We start from the raw sequence: 24,071 nt of genomic DNA on the forward strand, positions 1-24,071 counted from the left end.
TGAGTTACCTCTTTTTGATTTTCTATATGCTTATTTATTTCTTAATCAATAAATAAGCAAAATAAGGTACGCCGATCAATGCTACCATGATCCCAGCGGGGATGCCATCAGGGGAGACGAGATTGCGGCCAACGGTGTCCGCGATCAGAAGCAACCAGCCACCCAGCAATACTGCGACGGGAATAAACATCTGATTGCGCGGACCCACCAACGATTTCGCAATATGTGGTGCCATCAATCCGATAAAAGCGATTCCACCTGTTACGGATACCGCGGAGGCGGCAGCTGCGACGGCGATAAGAATCAGGACGATACGTTCGCGCTCCAGATTCAGACCGACACCAATGGCTGATACCTCACTCAGACTGAGCAGATTGAGTCGCAGCGATTTGTACAGGGTAAAGGGAACTAGCAGTAATAACCAAGGCAGTAAAGCCCAGATGAAGGGCCAATCTGTACCCCAAATATTCCCGGCAATCCATTTTGCGATAAAATCAACTTTGGCACGATCTGCGGATGAAATGATTACGATCATAACTCCCGACAGCGCTAGGGAAAATCCGACCCCGACCAAAACTAGCCGAATAGGATCAAGCCCTCTAGTCCGACTATATGAAAAAAGATAAATTAATGCTGCCGTAATTATAGCCCCTATAAAAGCAACCAGCGGCAACGCATAAATGAAGGATCCAACGCTAACCGGGAAATAGAGAAAAAATACAGCGACAGCCACACCTGCCCCGGAGTTAATCCCAATAATACCGGGGTCTGCTAGATCGTTTCGGGTAACACTTTGCAGAATCGACCCAGATAAGGCCAAGGCCATTCCTGCCAGTAGCGTAATTAGAATACGTGGCAGTCTCACAGAAAATAATACAAAGTCCTCTTTAAAGGTTCCATGACCGAAGAGAACGGGAAGCAGCCTGTCAAAAGACAGGGAAGAGTAGCCGATTCCCATACTGGCAATAGCCGTAAGCAGGATCAGTCCGGTGCATACCCACAGGATAAGACGTTGTTTTCGTACTGGAGCAGAGGAAATCATGAGAGTGTTTGACCTCCTTTACGAACAACGAACAAAAAGAAAGGCAGTCCTAGCATAGCCACGACAGCAACTATCGGCGTTTCATAAGGGGCATGGATTGTACGTCCAATGGTATCTGCAAGTAGCATGAAGGATGCCCCAGTGAATACTGAAATCGGCAGAATATAGCGGTAGTCGGTGCCGACTATTTTGCGGACAATATGCGGAATCATTAGCCCTACAAAAGCCATGTCCCCAATTAGAGCGACCGATGCGCCAGTCAGCAGAATAATGAGCGTGAACAGAATCCCTTTAACCAAAACAAGGTTTTGTCCTAATCCGATCGCTACCTCGTCACTCAAGCTAAGAATAGTCAGCTGGTTAGAAAATATTAATGCCACCACGATCCCGATGAGGATCACAGGTGCAATGGCCTGAAGCTGGCCCCAAGTTGTGCCGATAAGCCCACCGGCAGTCCACATGGATACATCTTTGGATATCTTGAAGGCAATGCTGACACCACTTGCGATAGCATATAGGAATGCAGATACCGCAGCACCAGCGAGTACGATACGGATCGGAGACAAGCCACCTTGGCGCACGGAGCCGAGAATAAGAACCAGAACGGCTCCCAGAGCAGCGCCGAAGAAGCAAGCAATCATGGTACCAAAATAGTTCAGCCCCGGCATAAATACGAAGGTAAGCGCCAGTGCCATATTAGCTCCTGAAGTTAACCCCAGCAGGCCGGGATCGGCTAACGGATTGCGCGTAACTCCTTGCATAATAGCCCCGGATACGGCAAAGGCGGCGCCGATCAGCATGGCGGCCAGTTCACGCGGCAGCCTGATCTCACGAAGAATGAGGACATTGTCTGCCGTTGAACTTGAAGTGATGGCAAGCCACAGATCATGGAGGGTGGATTCTTTAGCCCCGAATAACATCGCGATCACGAGGCAAATAACCATTACCAGCACGCTACCAAGCAGCTTATAAAAGAATGGAATGGAAGTTTGCTTCGTAGTCATCTTTATTATTTTCCTAGAAAGTTTTTTTCAAAGAATTCCAGTTGATATTCTAAGCTAAGCGGATCATTAAAATAGAATGCTTTGGCATCAGCTTCGTAAACATGATTATTTTTGACAGCTGGGATGCTCTTGTAGATTTCTGTATCCTGGAAGGAATTATCTTCATCCGCATTTTTACTGAAAATAACGTAATCGCCTAGATAATCCTTCAGCACTTCTGTTGAGAGGGCCACGTAACCATCTGTTTTGGTGCCTTCCTTTACTGTATCCGGCATACCGAGCTTGAAGTCCCCATAGAGGAGTTCAGTTCCGCGGCCAAAGTTATACCCGTATACATACAATTGCTTATTGAAGGTTTCAATGACAGAGACAGTTGCATCCTCGCCGATCTTCGCTCTGATTTCCTCACCCGCTTTTTTGGTGCGGGCACTAAAGTCATCTACCCAAGCTTGGGCTTCTTTTTCTTTGTTCACTAATTTGCCGACTTCCAGCTGTTGGGTTAAGTAATCAACTTTATTATAAGTATAAGTAACCGTTGGTGCGATTTGCTTGAATTTATCGATGTTCTTAATATCGGAGAGACCGATAATCAGATCAGGCTGCAGCTCAATAATCTTCTCCAGACTTTCATCACTTACAGCTTCTACATCTTTCAATTGCTCTTCAAAGCGCGGATTGGTTTTGGACATTTCATCTACGCCTACAACAGGTACACCTAGAGCCATAACATTACCTGTTAAAAATCGAGTGAGGACAACGACACGCTGAGGATGTGTCGGAACTTCAACAGGTCCATTTTCCGATTCATAAGTAAAAGTCGCACTTTCTGACTCCGCAGCAGGAGCCGAGGATGGGCTGTTTGTAAGACTAACCTCATTCTTCGCCTGATTTCCCCCACAAGCACTAAGGGCAAGCCCTAAAATAAGTACAAACGGAATAAATATCTTTCTCATTTAAATAATTCTCCCCTTTTAATGACTATGTTTCCGTGAATAATTCCATTATTTAATGAATCCCAGGCTGCGCCATAGATTGATTATGAGAATCATTCGCATTTGTAATCATTATAGGGATCACTTATGTGCCTAACCATGCCTTTTTGTTGGAAAAAAGACTTGGACTATTATTGGCCTTCGAATAATGCAACCGCACGTCCAAGCTGCAAACGAATGGAAACTGGATTATAAGGCACCCATTCATCCAGATTAAGCAGATGGATCTTCTTGTTCTGCACAGCAGAAAGCTGGTTCCAATAAGAGGAGTGGAAGATTTCTTCACTGTGTGCAGTGGAGCCTTTTGCGTCTGGAAATACAGTGACTAACAATCGGTCACCGGCATAAGCCTCCAGCTCAGAGACGTCAATCACAAGGGAATGAAACTGGTCGCCGAGTTTATTTATTTGATCCTCAATCAAGGCAGGAGCCTTGAGACCTAGCGATTGATAGATCACATACCCAACATTTCTTGCCCCGTATACGAGTAGTCCATCTGGTTTAATGACCAGAAGGGTTACAATCTCGTTAGCCACCGCGCTTTGCTGCACCACGGCCCGAGCTTCCAGCTCCTCTTGTTCAAAATCGTCCAGCCACTGCTCAGCACGTTCGCTACGGTGAATGGCACGGCCGATCAAGCGCAAGTGGTCTTTCCATCCTAGTTCCTGCCAAGAGATTTCAACAATAGGAGCGACCGCCCGCAGCTGCTCAGCGTTCAAGCCGAATTCTTCCAGATGTTGTGTGGCTGCAATAAGCAATTCAATGTTTGCTTCCAGTAATAACGCTTTTATCTGCTCAGCCGAGCTGTTCGTATGGATGAATTTCATAGACTGTGGTGGTTCCTGGTCAGAAAGATTTAAATACTCGCTGCTCTCTGAAATGGTAACTGCAGGTTCCAGGCCAAGCAGCAGCAAATGACTGGCATAGGGAGTGAGCATCACCGCTACACGTTGGAAAGGGATAAGATTATAGCCTGAAGGAGATGCGCCGGTCTGCTGCTTAAAGCGCCGACTAAGATAGAACTCATCCTTGTAGCCCACCTTTAAAGCAATTTCTCTTAGTGTGCTTGAACTATTAAGCAGTAGTTCCTTCGCTCTGTGAACTCTCAACCTGGACAGATATTCATTAGGGGTAAAGCCCGTAAATTGTTTAAATAGCGTTGAATAATGTGAACCGCTCACACCCGCAATTGCAGCTAATTGCTCACGTGATATTTTTTCGCTGAAGTGATTCTCTAAGTATGTGATACTGCGTTCCATTGATGGCTGCTCACTCACTTCAAATCTTGTTTCCTGCTGCTCCAGCAATTGAAGAAGGATCTGATGGAACAGGATCTGGTTCTGTACATGACGTATTTCACGATCTGGCAACCGGTGAAGATACAATTCCTTCATATTAGATACAATGGCTGGTTCATGAGGAAACAACAGCATATTTGAATTGGATGTCAGTTGGCTTGTCCGCGTCATAGCACTGGAGGGCAGTGCTCGTGTCTGTTCTTGAATCCGGATTGAAAGCTTATAAGCATGAAGCGGCTGCTGGCGATTTGTAATTAGAGAGGCGTAAGTATTCTCGGGGAGAAGGACGACAATGCCTTCCATTAGCTCATAAGTCTGATGATTGACCTCAAGCATACCCTTGCCAGCAGCAATAGCTAGTAGGACGGTTGAATGCTCATGAATCTGAAGTCTTGGCAGATTTGAGGTTCCATACATCGACTGAATACTATCAGCGGTATATAAAGGGAAATGGGACTCCGCCCATTCTGGGACTACGTTATTCAAATCTTAAGCCTCCGTTACCTATAATTCTATGAATGGTATTATATTCTTCACTTCTATGGGACTAATTATAACATCTCCCGTTTGGGACAAGCCGCATAAATGACCACAAAGTAGAAGAGAAACTAATCTCCTAGATGAATCCATTGGTCCAAGAGTCCCTAAGGTCAAGCGAATATAAATACTACTATGATCCTTCATCCATTTTAAAAGAGGTGAATCTAAGATGAAAAGACAGGTGAAACCTAGTAGGAAAAGAAGACCTGCCTCCAGACTGCAGCCTAAACGTAGTTTAATTCTTAAAGCAAAAGCGCAAATCATTAACTTTGCGGTTATTGGTGATAGTCATGTGGGGTATGGAAACAGCTCAAGCATTTTTAGTAATCTTTTGCCTAAAGCTGTGAATAACGGGAATAAGAGATTTGTTATTTTTGGAGGAGATAATACGCAAGCGGGAGCTAATCATGGAAATAATGCGAATGCTTACTACAAGGATTTCAAGGATACGGTAACAAGCACGCTTGGGAGTATTCCTTATAAAGCATCTATAGGAAATTGGGAGGCAAGCACACAGTCCTTATTCACACAATATTTAGGTGCTGTTGAAGGTCAAATGAATTTTCCGGGTACGCAGGGGAAGGTCAAGTATGTATGGCTTAATTGTGCGCTTGGACGGTTTACTCCGGGTAGTATAAATTTGTTGAGAAATTTAGATGATAGTTTTTATTATATTATAGATTTTCATTGGCCTCTCAAAGTAAGTGGGATTACGGTGGACCCAACCCATGTATTAAGCGCATCGGAGACGAATAAGTTTTTTTCATCCATTCCTACAAAAGTGAGAGATAAGGTGTTAGCTATTTTTACGCATCATGGACATCTGTTTTACCGAAAGCTTAGTAATATATATCCCGGTTACAACAAAACTAAATTTTTCGTATGCGGATGTTCGGGGGAATATAAATGCAAAACAAATGGTGATCGGGGTTATTACAATGCCACATTATCCATCAACGGGACAACATTTAATGTGGATGCTTTTAAGGTAGCGGTAACTTAGCAAAAACTAAGCTGAAGCTGATTTTCGGGAGAAACCGGGGTCAGCTTTAGTTTTTTTAGCAAATAGCTAATAGAAACTCAACAATTCAGTCACAGGATAATAGTAAACTAGCAGGATTATTTAATATATTTGTATAATAGTTTATATATGTATTAAATGAATCATATTGGAGGGCTACCGATGAGAGGGTTAGTATTTAATTCTTTAGAACAGGCGGGTGTCTCGGCTTTTGGTGTGGAGCGCATTCGTACAGCCGCCGCACAAATGGTTGAAGACAATATCACACCTGCGCAAGTTATTGTTGCTGCGAGAAAGGGGACGCTGCTGGTCCATCAAGCGAATGGGAAATTCGGACCTGAAGCAGACGCAGCAGATTTAACAGCGGATGCTATATTTCCACTCTGTTCCATCACAAAACTATTTACTGCAACCGCTATTATGATGTTAGTGGAACAAGGGAAAGTGGGCCTAAACAGGCCGGTTTCTGATTACATCCCCGAATTTACAGGGGAGAACAAAACAAAGGTATGCGTACATCATTTGTTGACACATACCTCTGGAATTGAGGTTAATGGCGGTTATGATGCACCACTTAGCCATGAGCCAGGTACTGTGATGTCTTACTGTGGATATGGTTATGAGCTATTGGGTGAAATTATACGGCGTGTTAGTGGACAAGCTTATGATGTATTCGTAAAGGAAACTATTTTTAAACCGCTTGGAATGGAAAATACATATTATCGTGTGCCAATGGAAGTGCGGAACAGAGTAGTTAGACGTGCCCCTGAGGCAGCATGCGCGGAATGGGTAGACAGTGAATACAATTTGAATTCTGTATCTGCGGGGGGCGGCGCTTACTCAACGGCTATGGATTTGGCTGTTTTTGGCCAGATGTTCCTTAACGGCGGAATATATAACGGAGTACGATTGCTTAGTCCGGTAACAGTAAAAGAAATGACCCGCAATCAAATTCCGGGCGTATCCTCACAATATAGAGACGAAGTTTTCCCTGAAGCGTACTGGGGGTACGGATGGGCGATTAATGGCACGAAGCGTGACGGCGGAGATCTGCTCTCTGCAGATGCCTATTCACACTGGGGAGCGGCAGGTCCTTTCCTCTGCGTGGATCCGATTTATCAGACAGTGACGGTTCATTTATCCGTAGAGCTGGATCACCAGAAGCCATTTAAAAATATGTATGTTGATTATTTCAACAATACTGTTCTTGCAGCAATCACAGAGCTGTGATGTCAGCTGCTATTTTCATATCCATTTTGAATTTTTGTTGTGTCTACTTTTCTTAAAGTGTGTTTTCCCTATTTGTTCTAAATTGTTTAGGGGTGATTCCGGTATATTTCTTAAACACTTTGGTAAAGTAGCTCTGATCATTAAAATGTAGGCGTGAGGCGATGTCCGATAAGCTTATCTCTGGTACTTCTATTAGTCGTTTTGCCTCTTCAATCCGCTCCAATTGAATAAAATCGCTGATGGTGAAGCCGGTTTCCTTCTTAAATAATAGGGAGAGATAACTTCTATTTAATCCTGCAACCTCAGCCAGTCTATCTAAGGAAAGTTCCTCATATAGGTGATTGAAAATATAGTTCTGACAGAGAGCCACGGTGCGCGACAGTTTCGCCATCCGGCTCTCTTTGACATGGTCTGCGAAATCGCAAAGGGCATTAAGAACGGCATGATCTACAGCGGGAATATCTTTTAGTTCTTCGATATGCTGGATATGAAAGTCGCTTAGGGTATAAGAAATTTCCCAGTACAGCCCTCCATCTATAGCTGCACGTGTAGCGAGTGTAATACAAGAGATTGCCAGATTCTTTTTGTTACGTAATTGGCTCCTTTTAGAGAGAAGCCCGTAACTCTCTTCGGAGAACGAAGCTTGAACGCGTAGCAGCTCAGTTTTATTGCCTTTTTTGACATAGTGAAAGAGATTTTTTTCTAGCATAGGCTCATGGTGCAGCCACGTATTCTCACGGCGATAAGAAATATCCAAATCCAAACTGCCTGAGGGCAGTTGTTTATAGGCAAGAATGCGGGAGTCCAGCAGCAGTTCGCTAAGGGTCAAGGTTTTTCCAGTAACGAGCGAGTATAGCAGCATAGCGGTATGGTATAGTCTCATTTTATTTAACACGGTCAGGCTGCGGTAATAGTTAAGCCATTGCTCCTGAAACTTAAGCGGAACTTCATGATCACGCATCAGACTTACCACACTATCCTCCGTAGGTTGAGCATACAATGAAGGGCCAATCACAATGCTTCCCTCGTTACTGTTGTCTGAGGGTAAATGGAGAATGATGTAATTCTCTAGAAAATTTGTGGTACGCACGATGGGTATGGTAGAAGTCCGTCCATTGCCATTAGAGTTGTTTTCACGGTTAAAAGATTTAGTAATTTCAGAAAGTGGCTCATTAAGGTTATGAACCCAAGGGGCGCACTCGAAGGAGGAAGGCATAGCAAATTCAATTTCCCGATTGGCGTCGAGCAGGAACACGGGAATTTGCTGTGACTCATACATCACTTTACAGATATATTGGACTCTTTCCTTATCCTCCAAATGATCTAACATGTTATGACCTCCTCGCCTAACAAGAATACCAAAAACACAATAATAATGCCATAAATCAAGCATGAAGTATATTAAAATGGGGATAGTATACATTCAGAGGAGGCATTTTTATGAAAACCAAAATTCATGAACTCATATCACAATTGACCCTTGAGGAGAAAGCGGGACTCTGTTCAGGGCTTGATTTCTGGCATACCAAGGGGATTGAACGACTCGGAATCCCTTCTTTGATGGTAACGGACGGACCCCATGGTTTACGCAAGCAAAAAGAGAGTGCCGATCACCTCGGGCTTCATAACAGTGTTCCCGCAACTTGTTTTCCTTCAGCAGCAGGGTTGGCTTCTTCGTGGGATCGGGAACTAATTGAGCGAGTGGGGAAGGCGCTTGGTAAGGAGTGCCAGGCAGAAAACGTTGCTGTTCTGTTGGGACCGGGGACGAATATTAAACGCTCTCCACTGAACGGTCGTAACTTTGAATATTTCTCGGAAGACCCGTATCTTTCTGCGGAGATGGGGGGGAACCATATCAAAGGTGTGCAAAGCGAAGGAGTAGGAACCTCGCTTAAGCATTTTGCCGCCAATAATCAGGAACACCGGAGAATGTCGGTAGATGCGGTTATTGATGAACGGACGCTGCGGGAGATTTATCTGGCTAGCTTTGAAGGTGCAGTTAAGAACAGTCAACCTTGGAGCGTAATGTGTTCTTACAACCGGGTTAACGGTGAATACGCTTCTGAGAGTGAAACGCTTCTAACGCGGATTCTTAGAGATGAATGGGGTTTCGAAGGATTTGTAGTCTCGGATTGGGGTGCGGTCAATGAGCGAGTGAAGGCGCTGCAAGCAGGGCTGGAGCTGGAAATGCCGTCAACGGGAGGACTTGGCGATGCCAAGATTGTCGCAGCGGTGCAAAGTGGGGAACTAGCTGAAGAAACGTTAGACCTTGCGGTGGAGCGGCTGCTCACTTTTATTTTTAAGGCGGTAGACAATCGTAAAGATAATACTTCATTTAATGCTGAAGAGCATCACCAACTGGCACGGAAAGTGGCGAGGGAAAGCATGGTGCTTCTTAGAAATGAGGAGGAAGTTCTACCCTTATCTAAACAAGGTACTATTGCGATCATTGGGGAATTTGCTAAAAATCCGCGTTATCAAGGTGGGGGAAGCTCGCATGTGAATCCAACTCAATTGGATGATGCTTTTGAAGAGATGAGAGGTCTTGCGGGGTCTGCTGAGCTGCTATATGCCCAAGGATATGAACTGGAGCATGATGAGATTAATGAGGTTTTGCTGCAAGAGGCAAGAGAAACAGCGGCAAAAGGTGATGTAGCGGTGTTGTTCCTTGGACTGCCGGATAATTATGAGTCAGAGGGTTATGATCGCAGCCACTTGTCTCTTCCAGAGAGCCATAAAGCGCTGATCGATGTGGTAGCTGAGGTGCAGAGTAATATCGTTGTTGTACTCAGTAATGGCTCACCTGTAGAGATGCCTTGGATTGATAAAACAAAAGGAGTCCTTGAGGGTTATCTAGGTGGGCAGGCGTTTGGGGGTGCCGTAGCAGATTTATTGTTTGGAGAGGTCAGCCCAAGCGGTAAACTGGCAGAGACATTCCCCATGAAGCTGAGCGACAATCCATCCTTTCTTAATTTCCCGGGGGAAGGGGACAAGGTAGAGTATAAGGAAGGTTTGTTCGTAGGTTATCGTTATTATGATAAAAAAGAGATAAAACCGCTGTTTCCTTTCGGCTTTGGTCTCAGCTACACAGAGTTTCAATACAGTCATTTAACAATTTCCAAGAGTAGCATAAAGGACACCGAGACTATTCAGGTTAAGGCTACTGTTAAAAATACGGGCACTCGCGCAGGAAAAGAAATCGTTCAGCTCTATGTTAGTGATGTGGAGAGCAGCGTGATCCGTCCACTGAAGGAACTAAAAGGCTTCCAGAAGCTAGAGCTTCAGCCTGAAGAAGAGCAGGAGGTAACCTTTGAGTTAGATAAACGCTCCTTTGCTTATTACAACGTTAACATTGGTGATTGGCATGTGGAAAGTGGAGATTTTGAAATTGCTATTGGCTCATCATCGCGGGATATTCGTCTGACAACTTGTATCGGAGTAGAATCGACCAATCCGCTTACGATGCGTTATCATCGGAATAGTACTATTGGTGATTTGCTGGATAATCCACGGACAGCGGAAAAAGTGAAGAAATTCAGCAGTGTTTTTGGCTTAGAAGGTGCGATGGATGATAACCCGGAAATGTACATGGCGATGATGAAATATATGCCGCTGCGGGCAATGATCGGTTTCGGCCAAGGGAAATACACGGAAGAAGATTTAGCCAAGGATCTGCAAGAATTTAATACATTGGCTACTAAGTAGAAGTAAGCCAGTGGCACATATTAGTCCTATCTAATATGCACCACTGGTCTTATTTGTGTAAATTTCTTGTCTGGATACCGTTACCCATAAACTCGATAGGTGTGCCTCAACGTTTCCTTGAAGGAAATCCGTAATCTTTAGCGCGCCACGCTACTAGCAGCGCAAGAATCAATAGTATAAACATTACCCACGGGAAGGAGCGGACACCAAGTGTTTCAATAAGAATTCCGCCTATCACTCCGCCACCGCCAATAGCTAGGTTCCATGCCGTCACCAGCATCGATTGGGCCACATCTGCACTTTCGCCAGCGGTTTCGGCAACGGCTGTCTGTAGCAAAGTAGCTGCTCCTCCGAACGTCAACCCCCATACACCAACCACTAAATAGATCACTATGGGCTGGCTGCTACTAATGCCTAGTACAATGGATGACAAGGCAAAAGCAGCTAGGCTGATCAGAACCAATGGACGCAGTTTGCGGTCGATCAAAATACCGATGACCCAGATGCCAACAAGCGCTGTAATGCCGAAAACAAGCAATACCAAGTCAACCCGCTGGGTTAGCCCGGCCTGAGTAAGATAGGGGGCAATATAGGTATACAAGATGTTGTGTGCTAGTACCCATACCAGAACGACAAACAATACCGGCCGTACCCCCGGAATAACAAAAACCTTGTAGAGAGGGAGCCGTTTATCAGGGGCTTCTCCTGGATAGTCCGGTAGCTTCCAAAATACCCAAGCGATCAGCATGAGAGCTAATAGCGACATGAACCCGAAGATAGAGCGCCAGCCTACAAGGGTGCCAAGAAGGGTTCCAGCAGGGACACCGAGTGCCAGAGCGAGAGGTGTGCCAACCATCGCTACCGCCATTGCTCGTCCCTTGAGTGACTCCGGCACCATGCGCCGGGCGTAACCTGCTATCATGCCCCATAAGACTCCAGCGGATACGCCGGCGAAGAACCGAGCTGTTAGCGTAAGTATATAATTGGAAGAAAAAGTGGTAACGGTGTTGAATATGAGAAAACCAAGGATGCACATTAGTAGCAGTGGTCGCCGCCGCCATCCACGCGTCACGGTAGTTAAGGGAATCGCGGCCAACAGGGAACCAAGAGCATACAAAGTGACAAGTTGACCGGCAAGGGCCTCGGAGACACCAAGCCCCTCACCTATTTGGAGCAACAAGCCTGCCGGAATCGTTTCGGTAAGAATACAGATAAACCCCGTCATAGCTAAGGCGAGTAATCCAGCCCATGGCAGACGTTCAGAAGAGGGAGTGCTGGGGGCACTTTGTGTGGCAGAAGATGTGTTTTGGCTCATAGAGAAGCCCCTCTCTTATATAATTTTAGCAAACTCAATGATATAGACGACGAATAGGGTCTACTGGACAGAGAGCCTAGGCTGGTTCATTCCGGACCCAGGCTTCTTGTGTTCATGCTCTATTTATTACGTCTATCATAAATGGCATCACAAAGGTCTACAGTAAACTGACCCGACATGCCTTCCAATGCGGTATTAGTGAAAGCGACGACACTGAGGCGTTGCTTGGGATCTACGAACCACGAATGACCATAAGTACCCCCCATGCGCCAAGTACCCGGAGATTCTGGAGTGTCTGCGGCGACAGGATCCTTTAGTACCGTGATGCCTAGGCCAAAGCCTCGTCCTGGCCAGAAGGCCATTGGCAGATCACCGATCTGGTTGGTCGTCATATCGTGAACCAGTGACTCCGGTAGCAGCGGCGCTCCGCCCTTACGTAATGTTTCCAGCAGTTGCAAAAAATCTCCGGCGCTGCCGACCATGCCAGCTCCTCCAGAAGGATAGGCAGTAGTGTCAAGTGCTCGGCTAGGGGCAAGCAGGAACCCAGCCGTTCCCTCCACAAAGGCAATACTGTCGGGATCAAGTAAGGGCCGTGGCTCTGGAGTATCATTGGCATAGGAAGTGGCCAGCCGTTCTCGATCGACTGCAATAAAACCCGTGTCGCTCATGCCAAGCGGCTTGGTCACGAGTGAATGTACAGCCTCACTGAGCGGTGTTTCTGTGACCTTTGCAATTACTGCTCCCAGCACATCTGTCGCGATGGAATATTTCCACTCGGTACCTGGCGTATAAAGGAGGGGGACAGAGGCAAGACGACGCAGGTTCTCTTCCAACGTGATGCCGGACTGATCCATACCATCTGATACCCCTGCTGACTGATAGGAACCCTTCTCTTCTTGGAAAAATCGGTAAGACAGGCCCGCGGTGTGCGTCATCAAATGACGAATCGTCAAGGAAGCGAACTCGCCATTCTGCAAACGCGGCTGAAACTCTGGAAGCCAACGATCAACGCGGTCGTCCAGTTGTAGACGACCTTGCGCAACTAATACTAGGGCTGCCGTTGAAACGATAGGTTTAGTAACTGAAGCGAGCCGGAATAAGGCATCTTCTCGCATAAGTCGGCCTAGCTCGCGGTCGGCAAAACCGGCAGCACGGCTATAAACCAGTTCCCCATCTATCGCCACTTTAATGACAGCACCGACCAAGCGCTTGTCAGCGAGGGTTCGATCGATTACTCTATCGATGCGACCTGATAAACATTCTGTAATTATTTTATTTGAATCCAATATACTCAACGGTCTTCATCCCTTCGGAATAGTTAAAGTCAAGAACACTTTACTATTGTAGGGTTATTATATATAACAAGTTATCTTGATTACATAAGGCAACTAAGCTAAATTAGCTTTATAACGGTTAATTACAATCTAGTTAATATAGAAAACCTTAAATTTAAAGGAGGCGATTTTGATGGACCATGTTGATAAGCAAATTCTCTTCCATCTTCAAAATCAAGCAAGAATTTCTATGACAGAGCTGGGCAAATGTGTCGGTTTATCGCAACCTGCGGTTACGGAGAGAGTTAGGCGTATGGAGGAAAAAGGCATCATCAGCGAATATCGCACCATAATTTCTCCTGAAAAGATTGGGAAACAAGCAGCTGCCTACATGTTATTTCATTCTAGGGATTGTAATGCATTCCTTGATTTCTGCCGCTCAAGTCCTGATGTCGTCGAATGTTACCGTATAAGTGGGGAACACAACTACTTATTGAAGGTAGTAACCGACTCTACACGAGCCCTCGAGGAGTTCGGAAATCAATGTGACAAATACGGTACTTACACGATTCTGATCGTGATGTCATCACCAATCGATCATAAATTTCTTATACCCTCGCTTGAAGAAGCAAGCCTAAACTTGCTGAGTTAGATTTTAAACATAATCCGTTAGCCTGTCGTAACAAAAAAAAGACTCTTCTATATAAATAGAGGAGTCTTTTTGGTTTAGATATTGTAATAAAAATGATTGCAGCTGCTCCTTTTTCGTAGATACATCATGGACTTTCTATCTTATAAGTCTGGCGGTATTTTAGTGGAGAAAGCCCGGTGATTACCTTAAATACCCGACCAAAGTGAGTCATATTATCAAATCCAACATTTTCAGCTATCTTGGCTACTTTAAAGGCAGTATTGATTAACAAGGCACGAGCTTCCTGGTGGCGATAAATATAAATAAGCAGCTCAAACATAAGTGTTTTTAAATATAATTCATAGCCGGGAGGTTGCTTCGTAAATTCAGAGACCCTTTTATTGAATAATTTCTCGATAAAGTTTTGTTCAGAACCATGAACCTGAACGGGTGGGAGATCAGTTCGAAGAAGTCCGGAAAAACCTGCAGGCCATTGGCTATCGGGAATGGGCTACCTTCAATAAACGGGTTAGAACAATGGTTAGTCTAGACCAACTATAAAATGAATTAAGTAGCCAAGCTAATGCCAGCATCGCCTAGTTTCCAACGGCAGGTCATTATCAGCTTCTCACCCTCCAGTTCGGCTGTCAGCGTGCCACCCATTTTATTCATTAGACTTTTGGCGATGGAGAGACCCAGCCCGGAAGCTTGAGAAGATCGGGTACGGTCTGCGGTATAGAATCGGTCAAATAAGAGGTTAATATCGCTTCCGACTAGTTCCTTCGCATCGTTTACTATTGTTAAGTCAGCTGTTTCCTGCTGTCGTTCGAAATGGATTTCTACATACCCGGTCGCATGTTTGACCGTATTGACAAGTAAATTTTCGACAACTCTCCGCACAGCGGATTGATCGGCGTATACGGATACATCTTCTTCAGGTAGCCGTATATCCGGTGTAATATTGCGTTCGTTGAAAGAATCGTAAAATCCGACCAGAATTTCCGAGAGCAGGGCCGTCATCCCAAGCTTTTCCGTATGTAGAGGATAATCTAGCGATTCGATCAAGGAAAGCTCAAAAAAATCATTCAGCAGCGCCTGCAGCCGTTTCGTCCGATTTTTAACGATGGCAACATATTCAAGCTTTTCATCAGGGGTAATAGACTCATCCTCCAACAGTTGAATATAACCGAAGATGGAGGTGAGGGGTGTACGGATATCATGTGAAATATTCGCCACAGCCTGACGGAATTCTTGTTCGACACGTTTTCGCTGGGCGTCCGCTTCGACGATTAAATCAGATTGACGATTGATTTGTCCTGCAAGCGCCTCAAGCTTCTGGTCGAATAGAGCCACATCAATTTTTTTACCGGTTGCTCGCTCATTGTAGGTATGCAATTGCCCTGTTATCCGCCCTAGCTCTCGCCTTAACATTAAGAAACGGAAAAGCAGGAGAGCTCCTGCCGCAAACAATATGATTGTCAGAATAAGCAACACTCTCCTGCACCCCCCATTTGTTATTTGATCTCTTTTCGGTGGAATACGAGAATACCGAGTACCCCGGAAACGGCTATTGTCAACAACGGCACGAGTAGAAGCGCTGGCCAATCTCCGCTGTCGATACTGGGCTTACCGATATCGCTCACCCGTTTGAAGATGGAATAATCGTACAAATTACTAAAGAAAGAGATCTTCGAACCTATACTAGCCAAAACCGTATCGATCATAAGGAAGAAAATCATTGAGAAGCCGATAGTTTTGCCGCTGTCGGTTAGGATTACGGTGAACAGCGCCCCGATGGCTGCGTAACCAGCCGTGTACAATAACGTTAGCCCGAGAGCTCGCGGTATGAAAAGTGTAGTGCTTCCTTCCGGCAGATGACCGAAGCCCGAAAGCAGCGTGACTTCGACTGTGCTGACAATAGGAAAGACGAGCGAAATCGCCATGGCTCCAACTGCGAATACGATTAGTTTTGCTGCGAACAGCCGCCCTCTGGTGTTGCCCGAAGAGGCGATCGTCTTCATGACCCCTGTGGAATATTCGTTAGAGATAAAGAATCCAGCCAGAATGGCTACGCCGAATTTAATAATGTAGGCATTGCTTGAAATAAAGGTAGTCAGAAATTCAGCGCCGGTGATCTGAGGTTCCCCATTGGACCGATGATCAAAATAATATAGCAATGGGTAAGCAAGCGAGAGAACGGAAAGTGCCAATAGAAAAGTCCAAAATGATCTATTCTTACGGAGCTTGAAAAACTCCACTCTGATCAGATTATACATTTGGGTTCCCCCCAATCCGCTTTGTAAAATAACTTTCCAAGTCTTCACCCATAGGCATAAACTTCTCGATCTCGAGGCCGGCATTGAATAACGCTGTTGATACTTTGCCTGGCTGCTCAATACGGCTATACAACTTGATGGTTCCATCCTGCATCACTTCGAAATCGGCCGTACCCAGCTCGTTCTGAATGACGGCTGTTGCCTTGCCCGGATCATCCACTTTGATAAATAAATACTGCTGACATTTCTCGTTTAATTCCTCCGCAGTGAGTTGTTCAAGCAACTGACCGTGATGAATAATGCCATAATGACTTGCCATTAAATGCAGCTCACTTAGAATATGACTTGAGATCATTATCGTAATGCCTAGCTCACGGTTTAGTCGCTTGAGCAGTTCGCGCATTTCGACGACACCCATCGGATCCAACCCATTAGTTGGCTCGTCCAGAATCAGAAATTCTGGATCTCCCAGTAAGGCGATGGCAAGACCTAACCGCTGCTTCATTCCAAGTGAGAAATTTTTGGCTTTCTTCTTTCCGGCGCCCTGCAGTCCAACTTGCTCTAGCATTCTAGGAACACAATCTTTGCCGGGAATACCACGTAGAATCCGGTTTGCTTCTAAATTTTCACTCGCTGTCATATGGGGGAATAAAGCGGGACTCTCGATAATCGAGCCGATTCGCTTACGAGCCTGGATCAGGGCTTGCTCTTCACTGGCTCCGAACAGCTCGATCGTCCCCTGAGTCGGAAAAGCAAGTCCGGTCACAATCCGGATTAATGTTGATTTTCCGGCTCCATTTTGTCCAATAAAACCATAAATAGAGCCTTTACGGATTGACAAATTGACTTTGTCCAGCGCTGTATGGCCCTTGAACTTTTTGGATAGCTGATTTGTTTTTAATACATACTCGTACATCTCGTCTTGGCCTCCTTTTCGTGATAGACCAAGTATAGAATTGAAAACATAAGAAGAGCTAAAGCCAAATCTTAAGAATGTCTTAAGGCTTGAGCCGATAACCTATGCCCCATATCGTCTCGATAAATTCGCTTCCTGGTGCGGCCTTGGTTAGCTTGCTGCGCAAATTGCTCATATGGACATTGACCGTATTATCGTCCCCGTAATATGGCTCGTGCCAGACTCTTTCATACAAATTCGCTTTCGTAAACACCTTTTTGGGGGCTGACAAAAGTAACGAGAGGATTTCAAACTCTAGAGCTGTGAGCGTCAGTTCCACACCATTTGCCGTAATCGACATCGCCTCTCGATGAAGTACAAGACCCTGATGCTGGAGCACGTTAGGCAAAGCCGATTGCGTAATCCGCGAATACAAACGCAGATGAGAATCGATCCGTGCAGAGACTTCCTCAACGTCGAAGGGTTTCGTAATGAAATCATCCGCCCCCGCCCGCAGGGCAGACACCTTGGTCTGGGGCTCACCCTTGGCAGAAATGATAATTACCGACATATCATCCCGCCCGGCAATCTTCTCAAGTAGTTCCTCACCTGACATGCCAGGCAGCATCAGATCCAGTAGCAGCATGCTCCATTGACGTTGCTCCAGATAGAGTAGTGCCTCCGTTCCCGAGTAGGCAGGTTGGGGGATGTAGCCACTTTTCTTAATAATGTTGCACAGCAATCGGTTGATGTCGCTGTCGTCCTCAGCAACAAGAATATGTATCGGGTTATTCATTTAATCTCCTTTATTTACCTGAAATAGGTCGTTGTTCGGATGAATGCCTATTAAATAGGATAGCAGGTTTTAGATTCTGTATCCAGATCCAGCCAATTTCTGCATTTTGGATATTCAAATCTATATCACCGATTCTCGTGAGTTCATTTTTATATAAAAAAGAGACTCTTCTATTTAAATAGAGGAGTCTCTTTGCGGTGTTAAGGTATTTAGATAAATAGATTATGACCCGACTGATCGGCTTGGCCGAGGTAATAACCAACGCCGCCGATTCCGACACCGTCAATCAGTTCTTCACGAGTGATGCCCATAAGATCCATGGACATTTGGCAGGCGACGATTTCCACACCTTGGTCGATAGCCATCTGAATCAATTCCTCCAAGGAAGAGATATTTTTGCTCTTCATTAGAGAGCGGATCATCTTCGAGCCCATGCCCATCATGTTCATATTTGAAAGCGTCAGCTTCCGGCTGCCGCGTGGCATCATGGCACCGAACATTTTACCGATGAAGTTCTTGTTCACAGGCACCTTTTCATCCTTGCGGATAATATTGAGGCCCCAGAAGGTAAAGAACATTGTGACTTTTTTGCCGCTGGATGCTGCTCCGTTGGCAATGATGAAGGAAGCGATCGCTTTATCCAAATCCCCGCTAAAAACAACCATTGTGCTTGCATTACTAGTTTGAATTACTTGTGCGCCTGCTCCGGTTGGTGCTGATGCTGAAGTCTCGATAACTCCTTTGCGCAGATAAGCTTCGATCATGCCAGTAGGCAGCTTTGTGAGCTGCAAAAGCGTATTGTTGGACATACGAGCCCAAGCCTTGATATCCTCATAAAATCCGGGATCGGAAGCAGTGACCTTCAGGACTTGCCCGTCCAAGAGCGGGTCCATGCTCATTTTAACTTGGATCAGCGGCCCTGGGCAGCACAGTCCGCAGGCATCAAGCACGGAATCAGGTGCTGTGAAAGCTGCAGCGTTAACGGTTGGTGTAACTGTGCCAGTTCCAGTCTCTGTCCCAGTTCCAATCCCAGTTTCAGTCTCAGTCTCCGTCATTGCTCCCGTTGCTGCGATTTCTTTACTGGCTGCTGGTGTACCAACGTTTGGCGTCAAGTTATCTTTTTTTTTAGGCGTAAATTGGATCATCTGATAGGTTTTATAACCGCCGGTCAGGTTTTTCACACGGTAACCTTTTTGCTGTAAAATCCGGGAAGCGGTGTAGCCTCTGAGTCCAACTTGGCAATACACCCAAATTTCTTTACTAGAGTCAAGCTCGCTTAGCCGACCACGCAGATCATCCACAGGGATGTTAATGGACCCTTCAATATGACCATTAGCATGTTCGATTTCCGAACGTACGTCAACTAAAATGGTATTGTTTTTGTCACGACCTTCTAAATCCTTAGGGACGAATACCGTAGTCAAACCATGCAAAATATTTTCAGCGGCAAAGCCAGCCATATTCACCGGATCTTTAGCGGAAGAATAAGGAGGGGCATAAGATAGCTCCAACTCCGTCAAATCAGTGACCGTACCTCTAAAACGAATAACTGTAGCGATATCGTCGATACGTTTGTCTACACCACTGTAACCTACAGCTTGTGCTCCTAGCACCGTACCTTTTGGATCAAAAATCAGCTTCATAGATATCGGGGTTGCCCCCGGATAATAGGATGCGTGTGAGCTTGGATGTATATAAAACACGTGATACGGCAGACCCAAACGTTGTAATGTTTTTTCATTATTACCTGTAGAAGCACCTGTGACTCCAAAAACCTTTATAATAGAAGTCCCTTGTGATCCTTTGTAAGTTGTGCCGAGACCACTGACGTTGTCCGCAGCAATCCGCCCTTGCTTATTGGCAGGACCAGCTAGTGGAATGGCGGTTTTTGTTCCGTTTACGAAATCAACCACCTCAACCGCGTCACCTACAGCGAACACTTGATCCAGATTGGTCTCCATCCGCTCATTGACTAAAATATGACCGCGGGGACCGAATTCTAAGCCACTGTCCTTCAGAAAAGAGGTATCCGGAGAAACGCCGATAGCCAGCAGAACCATATCACTTTGCAGTACAGTGCCACTTGCTAATTGCACCTGTATTTGTTCTCCCACCTCAGCAAACCCTTTGACCATATCGGAAAAAATAAGATTAACGCCATGCTCGTCGAGTTCTTTTGCCAAAATAGAAGACATTTCAGTATCGAATGGAGCTAATATTTGTGGTCCTGCTTCAATTAAGGAAACTTCCAGACCAGCTTCTCTAAGGTTCTCAGCCATTTCCACACCGATAAATCCACCACCGATCACCACGGCCGAACGTGTGCCTTCCGCAGCGACTTTAGCTTTGACTTTGTCAGTGTCGGGAATGTTACGCAACATGTGTATTTGGGAACTCTCGATACCGGGCAGATTCGGACGAATCGGTTTAGCACCTGGCGATAAAATAAGCGCATCATAGCTCTCTTCATAGGAGCCTTTTTCTATGCTTTCTACTCGCACTTTTTTGTTCACAGGGTCGATAGCCACGACTTCACTTTGAATCCGAACATCGATGTTAAAACGTTTATGCATCGCCTCCGGTGTCTGCACCAGCAGCTTGGAGCGGTCCTGAATGGACCCGCCGATATAATAAGGAAGTCCACAATTGGCAAAAGAAATGTACGGATCACGCTCAAACATTACAATATGCGCATCTTCATCTAATCTCCGAAGTCGGGCGGCTGCTGACGCGCCTCCTGCAACTCCACCAACAATTAATACTTTTTTACTCATGATGACTTATTCCTCCCCTAAAAATAACTGAATCAGATGTTTGATTTTTTCGTCTTTAACAGAATAGTTAATCTCCAGCCCATTACGTTCGGTTTCAACGATGCCTAGTGATCTAAGCTTCTGTAAATGCTGGGACACCGTAGATTGTGGAAGATCGAGGCAGTCCTGCATGAAGCTCACGTTGCAGCTGCCCTTTTCCAGAAGTCCCTTGATGATGCACAAGCGCACGGGATGAGCTATAGCCTTTAAGGTTTCGGCGGTTTGGTTATAGGCTTTGAAATTTTTGTCCATGGTAACGAACACCTCGCTTTACAATATCCTTATATCGTAATATTATGATATAGTGATATGAAAATCAAGTTATTTTTATAAAGGTGAAGGAGAGATGCTCGATGTCTTTTAAAATTTCAAAGGAAATTACCCCACAGCAAGTGGCGGAACGCTTGAAGAATGGCGAAACTCTTACCATGTTAGATATACGCGAACCCGCCGAATGGGTGGAGGGACATGTAATGGGTGCTAAACATATTCCGCTTGGACAGCTATTAATGCGCACAGATGAACTGGATTCTCATGGCGAGATAATTGTGATGTGCTTAAGTGGTGGCCGTAGTGGACTGGCTTGTGAGCTGCTGAGTGAAAAGGGGTATAACGTTGTGAACATGACGGGTGGATTAGGCGCTTGGACGGATGATTTTTTGGTGCGGGAGTAATGATATGAGCATGATGGTTCGGATCCTACTGAGTATTTTAATTGTCTTTAGTATTGTGAGGTTTTTGCGTTATGCTTGGCCTGTTCGTTCACTTACTTATATAGAAGTCCGTGAGGTTCGCGAATTAGCGGATCAATCATTGGCTATGAAAATGCTCGATGTCAGGGATGCCGTTGATTACCAGAAGGACAGTATCCGTGGTTCGATAAATATTTCGCTGGGGCGGTTACCCTATGTCTGGCAGCACTGTCTATCTCCGGGCGACTCGGTTCTAATTCTTGCAGGAAGTTACTACAAAAGAAATAAAGCCGCGCGAATTCTTTATAAGCAGGGATTTCGTAAGCTATATGCGGTAAATGGTGATTTGTTAGGGAACAAAAGAACGCTCTCCGACATTTCTGTGAAAGGTTGTTGTGAAGGATAATGGATAATGGATTTAAGGTCATTGATTTCCCGTCTCGGATTGAAGCTGGGGTGTCGAAGTCAGGGTGACGATGGAATGATCTCTTTTGATGCCTATGGGCAAGGCGCTCGGCCTGCACATTTGCTAGGTGAGGGAAGGCAGTGAAGAGGGAGCAATATGTCACTCTAGTTGAGCCGCTATATTAATGTTGCTAAGTTATGATGTTGTAGCTAGATCAATAAATTAATGTTGCTAAGTCGCGATGTTGTGGCTAGGTCGCTATATCAATGTAGCTAAGTCGCGATGTTGTAGCTAGGCCGCTAAGTCAATGTAGCTAAGTCGCGATGTTGTAGCTAGGCCGCTAAATCAATGTAGCTAAGTCGCGATGTTGTAGCTAGGCCGCTAAATCAATGTAACTTAGTCGCAATGTTATAGCTAGGCGGCTAAGTCAATGCAACTAAGTCGCAATGTTATAACTAGGCGGCTAAGTCAATGCAACTAAGTCGCAATCCAGTCAGCCTCATCTCGAACTCAGTTTTAATTGCATTTTGTGCAGTTAAACTTCAGTAGTTTTAGGAAAAGTAACAGTTAACTGCACTTTGTACATCTAAATTTGATCATTTACGCTTAACTACCTAATGTTTCCTTTTTTAGTTGTAGAAAGTACAACTAAATGGACTTTTAGGGGGATAAGGGTTAAATAGTTGCATGAAATACAATTAAATAGAAAAAGCACAGGTCGATAGCCAGTGAATAGTGGAGAATGGGAGACGATTTCTGACAATTTCAAAAAGGTAGGTCGAATAATATTATTCTAGCGGAACTTAGTCAAACCGAGATTACTTTAACTGAACCTACTATACAAAACCTACTATATTGAGCTAAATCTAGTCGTCTAACTCAAATATAGTTTACTTAACCTAGATTGCTCTTGCTGAGCTAATACTAACTAAACTGTAGTGATCTAACTGTAACTACTCTAGCTGAACTTACTGTAGTGATCTGACTGTAACTGGACTCACTGTAGTGATCTACTCTAGCTGAACTTACTGTAGTGATCTAACTCAAGGTGAACTTACTGTAGTGATCTAACTCTAGCTGAACATACTTTAACCAATGTGATTTTTTAATAGGTAAGCATATTTTGCTCGAGTGCTAACGTTGAATGTAGAGTGTCATTGACAGCATAAGAAGGCGAATACTATACTTCTGAGTAATAGGACGAAGCACGTCCCGCATCCATAATTGGGTGCGGGATTTTTTTATGCCAAGGAGGAGGGGAACGTTATGGGATTTACGGAAGAACATCGTAAGTGGATGGAAGATCATATTAGTCGAAGAACGGGAGAAAGACGGGGGAGATTGGAGCGGGGACATGGGCATGGTGAGCGAATGTTTGCGGAGAAGGTTTGGTGGCCAATGATGGGTCATTTTAATGATCTTCATCCTGAATATGAAGTGTTGGATTGGCGGGGATGGCCTTATTTTGTTGATTTTGCGTGGAAGCCTGGGCAGGTTAAGTTTGCTTTTGAGGTAAAAGGTTACGGCCCACATGTGCAAAACACAGATCGGACGCGTTATCGGCAGGAATTGAATAGAGAGACTTATCTACAAATCGCGGGTTATCGGGTAGTGGCGATACCATATGATGATCTGGAAGCGAATCCTGAGAATACTATTTTTTTGTTGAGATCATTGCTGATGCCGTACCTCGCTTTGAGGACAGAAGAGAAGGAGGCGTTTAGTCGACTGGAGCGTGATATTTTGCAAATTGCGGTGCGTTCGAACGGGGACATTCGGCCTGTTGATTTGGTGAGAGAGCTTGGAATTCATCCGCGTACGGCTAGAAAAGGATTGGGTACACTATGTGAAAAAGGGATATTTAGTCCAGTGGTTTCTATAGAAAGTGGTAGAGTTTGTAGGTATGAGTATAAGCATTCTTTTAAGGATAATCAGATATGGTAAGGCTACTATTTTAATAAGGGCAAAAATGCCCTAGATATCATCCGAATGGTGGGAGCCAGTCGAAAGATGGGCAAAAATGCCCTAGATATCATCCGAATGGTGAGAGTCAGGCGAAAGAGGGGCAAAAAGGCCCTAGATATCGTCCGAATGGTGGGAGCCAGTCGAAAGATGGGCAAAAATGCCCTAGATATCATCCG

General features: G+C 45.1%; 22 protein-coding genes. 8 read left to right on the forward strand and 14 right to left on the reverse strand.

The features are described from left to right. Positions 1 to 34: 34 nt before the first annotated feature. From NST94_RS07255 to NST94_RS07270, 4 genes are all read right to left on the reverse strand, one after another. A complete protein-coding gene (locus NST94_RS07255; RefSeq protein WP_339281831.1) occupies positions 35 to 1,042 on the reverse strand; it encodes an iron ABC transporter permease in 1,008 nt (335 codons plus the stop codon). Then, positions 1,039 to 2,046, reverse strand: a complete 1,008-nt coding sequence (locus NST94_RS07260) for an iron ABC transporter permease (protein ID WP_248547726.1) — start codon at positions 2,044 to 2,046, stop codon at positions 1,039 to 1,041. The genes NST94_RS07255 and NST94_RS07260 overlap by 4 nt, the downstream gene beginning before the upstream one ends. Before the next feature lie 5 nt (positions 2,047 to 2,051). Beyond that, positions 2,052 to 2,999 (reverse strand): iron-hydroxamate ABC transporter substrate-binding protein, encoded by a 948-nt coding sequence (locus NST94_RS07265; RefSeq protein ID WP_339281832.1) that lies wholly within the window; start codon positions 2,997 to 2,999, stop codon positions 2,052 to 2,054. Between the two features lie 170 nt (positions 3,000 to 3,169). Continuing rightward, the gene (locus NST94_RS07270) at positions 3,170 to 4,822 is read right to left on the reverse strand and encodes an AraC family transcriptional regulator (RefSeq protein WP_076279579.1); all 1,653 of its coding nucleotides are present in this window, start codon (positions 4,820 to 4,822) and stop codon (positions 3,170 to 3,172) included. A 223-nt stretch (positions 4,823 to 5,045) separates the two neighbouring features. On the opposite strand from NST94_RS07270, the gene NST94_RS07275 reads away from it, so the two are divergent. Together NST94_RS07275 and NST94_RS07280 are read left to right on the forward strand one after the other, a co-directional pair. Further along, positions 5,046 to 5,879 carry a metallophosphoesterase gene (locus NST94_RS07275; protein WP_076220365.1) on the forward strand — a complete coding sequence of 278 codons (834 nt, stop codon included), beginning with the start codon at positions 5,046 to 5,048 and terminating at the stop codon, positions 5,877 to 5,879. Between the two features lie 180 nt (positions 5,880 to 6,059). Next, positions 6,060 to 7,127 carry a serine hydrolase domain-containing protein gene (locus NST94_RS07280; RefSeq protein WP_076193439.1) on the forward strand — a complete coding sequence of 356 codons (1,068 nt, stop codon included), beginning with the start codon at positions 6,060 to 6,062 and terminating at the stop codon, positions 7,125 to 7,127. 52 nt (positions 7,128 to 7,179) lie between these two features. Here the strand turns inward: NST94_RS07280 and NST94_RS07285 are convergent, their stop codons facing one another. After that, positions 7,180 to 8,457, reverse strand: coding sequence for an AraC family transcriptional regulator (locus tag NST94_RS07285; protein WP_339281833.1), 1,278 nt, complete (start codon positions 8,455 to 8,457; stop codon positions 7,180 to 7,182). Positions 8,458 to 8,567: 110 nt separating this feature from the next. Between NST94_RS07285 and NST94_RS07290 the strand changes: the two genes are divergently transcribed. After that, positions 8,568 to 10,832: a glycoside hydrolase family 3 C-terminal domain-containing protein gene (locus NST94_RS07290; protein WP_339281834.1), complete on the forward strand. Its 2,265-nt coding sequence runs from the start codon at positions 8,568 to 8,570 to the stop codon at positions 10,830 to 10,832. Positions 10,833 to 10,938: 106 nt separating this feature from the next. Here the strand turns inward: NST94_RS07290 and NST94_RS07295 are convergent, their stop codons facing one another. Together NST94_RS07295 and NST94_RS07300 are read right to left on the reverse strand one after the other, a co-directional pair. Continuing rightward, positions 10,939 to 12,147, reverse strand: a complete 1,209-nt coding sequence (locus NST94_RS07295) for an MFS transporter (RefSeq protein ID WP_076185319.1) — start codon at positions 12,145 to 12,147, stop codon at positions 10,939 to 10,941. 119 nt (positions 12,148 to 12,266) lie between these two features. After that, a complete protein-coding gene (locus tag NST94_RS07300; protein WP_254857088.1) occupies positions 12,267 to 13,442 on the reverse strand; it encodes a serine hydrolase domain-containing protein in 1,176 nt (391 codons plus the stop codon). A gap of 172 nt (positions 13,443 to 13,614) precedes the next feature. Between NST94_RS07300 and NST94_RS07305 the strand changes: the two genes are divergently transcribed. After that, entirely contained in the window at positions 13,615 to 14,073 is a 459-nt protein-coding gene (locus NST94_RS07305) for an Lrp/AsnC family transcriptional regulator (protein ID WP_076185318.1), read from the forward strand. 124 nt (positions 14,074 to 14,197) lie between these two features. Here NST94_RS07305 and NST94_RS07310 read toward each other — a convergent pair whose 3' ends face one another. From NST94_RS07310 to NST94_RS07340, 7 genes are all read right to left on the reverse strand, one after another. Beyond that, the gene (locus tag NST94_RS07310; protein ID WP_076282297.1) at positions 14,198 to 14,392 is read right to left on the reverse strand and encodes a helix-turn-helix domain-containing protein; all 195 of its coding nucleotides are present in this window, start codon (positions 14,390 to 14,392) and stop codon (positions 14,198 to 14,200) included. 227 nt (positions 14,393 to 14,619) lie between these two features. Further along, entirely contained in the window at positions 14,620 to 15,546 is a 927-nt protein-coding gene (locus NST94_RS07315; protein WP_339281835.1) for a HAMP domain-containing sensor histidine kinase, read from the reverse strand. 20 nt (positions 15,547 to 15,566) lie between these two features. Further along, a complete protein-coding gene (locus NST94_RS07320; protein WP_076141190.1) occupies positions 15,567 to 16,328 on the reverse strand; it encodes an ABC transporter permease in 762 nt (253 codons plus the stop codon). Then, complete coding sequence (locus NST94_RS07325; protein ID WP_076301939.1) at positions 16,321 to 17,244, reverse strand: ABC transporter ATP-binding protein; 924 nt, start codon at positions 17,242 to 17,244, stop codon at positions 16,321 to 16,323. Before NST94_RS07325 ends, NST94_RS07320 begins: the two co-directional genes overlap by 8 nt. 82 nt (positions 17,245 to 17,326) lie before the next feature. After that, positions 17,327 to 18,019 (reverse strand): response regulator transcription factor, encoded by a 693-nt coding sequence (locus NST94_RS07330; protein ID WP_339281836.1) that lies wholly within the window; start codon positions 18,017 to 18,019, stop codon positions 17,327 to 17,329. Between the two features lie 209 nt (positions 18,020 to 18,228). Continuing rightward, the gene (locus NST94_RS07335; protein WP_339281837.1) at positions 18,229 to 20,793 is read right to left on the reverse strand and encodes an FAD-dependent oxidoreductase; all 2,565 of its coding nucleotides are present in this window, start codon (positions 20,791 to 20,793) and stop codon (positions 18,229 to 18,231) included. A 6-nt stretch (positions 20,794 to 20,799) separates the two neighbouring features. Then, entirely contained in the window at positions 20,800 to 21,084 is a 285-nt protein-coding gene (locus NST94_RS07340; protein WP_036675735.1) for a metalloregulator ArsR/SmtB family transcription factor, read from the reverse strand. A gap of 101 nt (positions 21,085 to 21,185) precedes the next feature. On the opposite strand from NST94_RS07340, the gene NST94_RS07345 reads away from it, so the two are divergent. From NST94_RS07345 to NST94_RS07360, 4 genes are all read left to right on the forward strand, one after another. After that, positions 21,186 to 21,506 carry a rhodanese-like domain-containing protein gene (locus NST94_RS07345; RefSeq protein WP_076185313.1) on the forward strand — a complete coding sequence of 107 codons (321 nt, stop codon included), beginning with the start codon at positions 21,186 to 21,188 and terminating at the stop codon, positions 21,504 to 21,506. Between the two features lie 4 nt (positions 21,507 to 21,510). Beyond that, positions 21,511 to 21,930, forward strand: a complete 420-nt coding sequence (locus NST94_RS07350; protein ID WP_076185312.1) for a rhodanese-like domain-containing protein — start codon at positions 21,511 to 21,513, stop codon at positions 21,928 to 21,930. Positions 21,931 to 21,936: 6 nt separating this feature from the next. Continuing rightward, positions 21,937 to 22,074, forward strand: coding sequence for a hypothetical protein (locus NST94_RS07355; protein ID WP_339172356.1), 138 nt, complete (start codon positions 21,937 to 21,939; stop codon positions 22,072 to 22,074). 1,122 nt (positions 22,075 to 23,196) lie between these two features. After that, positions 23,197 to 23,874 carry a hypothetical protein gene (locus NST94_RS07360; RefSeq protein WP_248547719.1) on the forward strand — a complete coding sequence of 226 codons (678 nt, stop codon included), beginning with the start codon at positions 23,197 to 23,199 and terminating at the stop codon, positions 23,872 to 23,874. The last annotated feature ends 197 nt before the right edge of the window (positions 23,875 to 24,071 follow it).

This window comes from Paenibacillus sp. FSL H8-0282 (assembly GCF_037963825.1).
GTDB classification, from domain to species: Bacteria; Bacillota; Bacilli; order Paenibacillales; family Paenibacillaceae; genus Paenibacillus_AQ; species Paenibacillus_AQ odorifer.

Excerpts from the sequence above, each read along its gene's own strand:
- NST94_RS07255 (WP_339281831.1), bottom strand. The coding sequence starts at position 1,042 with ATGATTTCCTCTGCTCCAGTACGAAAACAACGTCTTATCCTGTGGGTA.
- NST94_RS07260 (WP_248547726.1), bottom strand. The coding sequence starts at position 2,046 with ATGACTACGAAGCAAACTTCCATTCCATTCTTTTATAAGCTGCTTGGT.
- NST94_RS07265 (WP_339281832.1), bottom strand. The coding sequence starts at position 2,999 with ATGAGAAAGATATTTATTCCGTTTGTACTTATTTTAGGGCTTGCCCTT.
- NST94_RS07275 (WP_076220365.1), top strand. The coding sequence starts at position 5,046 with ATGAAAAGACAGGTGAAACCTAGTAGGAAAAGAAGACCTGCCTCCAGA.
- NST94_RS07280 (WP_076193439.1), top strand. The coding sequence starts at position 6,060 with ATGAGAGGGTTAGTATTTAATTCTTTAGAACAGGCGGGTGTCTCGGCT.
- NST94_RS07285 (WP_339281833.1), bottom strand. The coding sequence starts at position 8,457 with ATGTTAGATCATTTGGAGGATAAGGAAAGAGTCCAATATATCTGTAAA.
- NST94_RS07290 (WP_339281834.1), top strand. The coding sequence starts at position 8,568 with ATGAAAACCAAAATTCATGAACTCATATCACAATTGACCCTTGAGGAG.
- NST94_RS07295 (WP_076185319.1), bottom strand. The coding sequence starts at position 12,147 with ATGAGCCAAAACACATCTTCTGCCACACAAAGTGCCCCCAGCACTCCC.
- NST94_RS07305 (WP_076185318.1), top strand. The coding sequence starts at position 13,615 with ATGGACCATGTTGATAAGCAAATTCTCTTCCATCTTCAAAATCAAGCA.
- NST94_RS07310 (WP_076282297.1), bottom strand. The coding sequence starts at position 14,392 with ATGTTTGAGCTGCTTATTTATATTTATCGCCACCAGGAAGCTCGTGCC.
- NST94_RS07320 (WP_076141190.1), bottom strand. The coding sequence starts at position 16,328 with ATGTATAATCTGATCAGAGTGGAGTTTTTCAAGCTCCGTAAGAATAGA.
- NST94_RS07325 (WP_076301939.1), bottom strand. The coding sequence starts at position 17,244 with ATGTACGAGTATGTATTAAAAACAAATCAGCTATCCAAAAAGTTCAAG.
- NST94_RS07330 (WP_339281836.1), bottom strand. The coding sequence starts at position 18,019 with ATGAATAACCCGATACATATTCTTGTTGCTGAGGACGACAGCGACATC.
- NST94_RS07335 (WP_339281837.1), bottom strand. The coding sequence starts at position 20,793 with ATGAGTAAAAAAGTATTAATTGTTGGTGGAGTTGCAGGAGGCGCGTCA.
- NST94_RS07340 (WP_036675735.1), bottom strand. The coding sequence starts at position 21,084 with ATGGACAAAAATTTCAAAGCCTATAACCAAACCGCCGAAACCTTAAAG.
- NST94_RS07345 (WP_076185313.1), top strand. The coding sequence starts at position 21,186 with ATGTCTTTTAAAATTTCAAAGGAAATTACCCCACAGCAAGTGGCGGAA.
- NST94_RS07350 (WP_076185312.1), top strand. The coding sequence starts at position 21,511 with ATGAGCATGATGGTTCGGATCCTACTGAGTATTTTAATTGTCTTTAGT.
- NST94_RS07355 (WP_339172356.1), top strand. The coding sequence starts at position 21,937 with ATGGATTTAAGGTCATTGATTTCCCGTCTCGGATTGAAGCTGGGGTGT.
- NST94_RS07360 (WP_248547719.1), top strand. The coding sequence starts at position 23,197 with ATGGGATTTACGGAAGAACATCGTAAGTGGATGGAAGATCATATTAGT.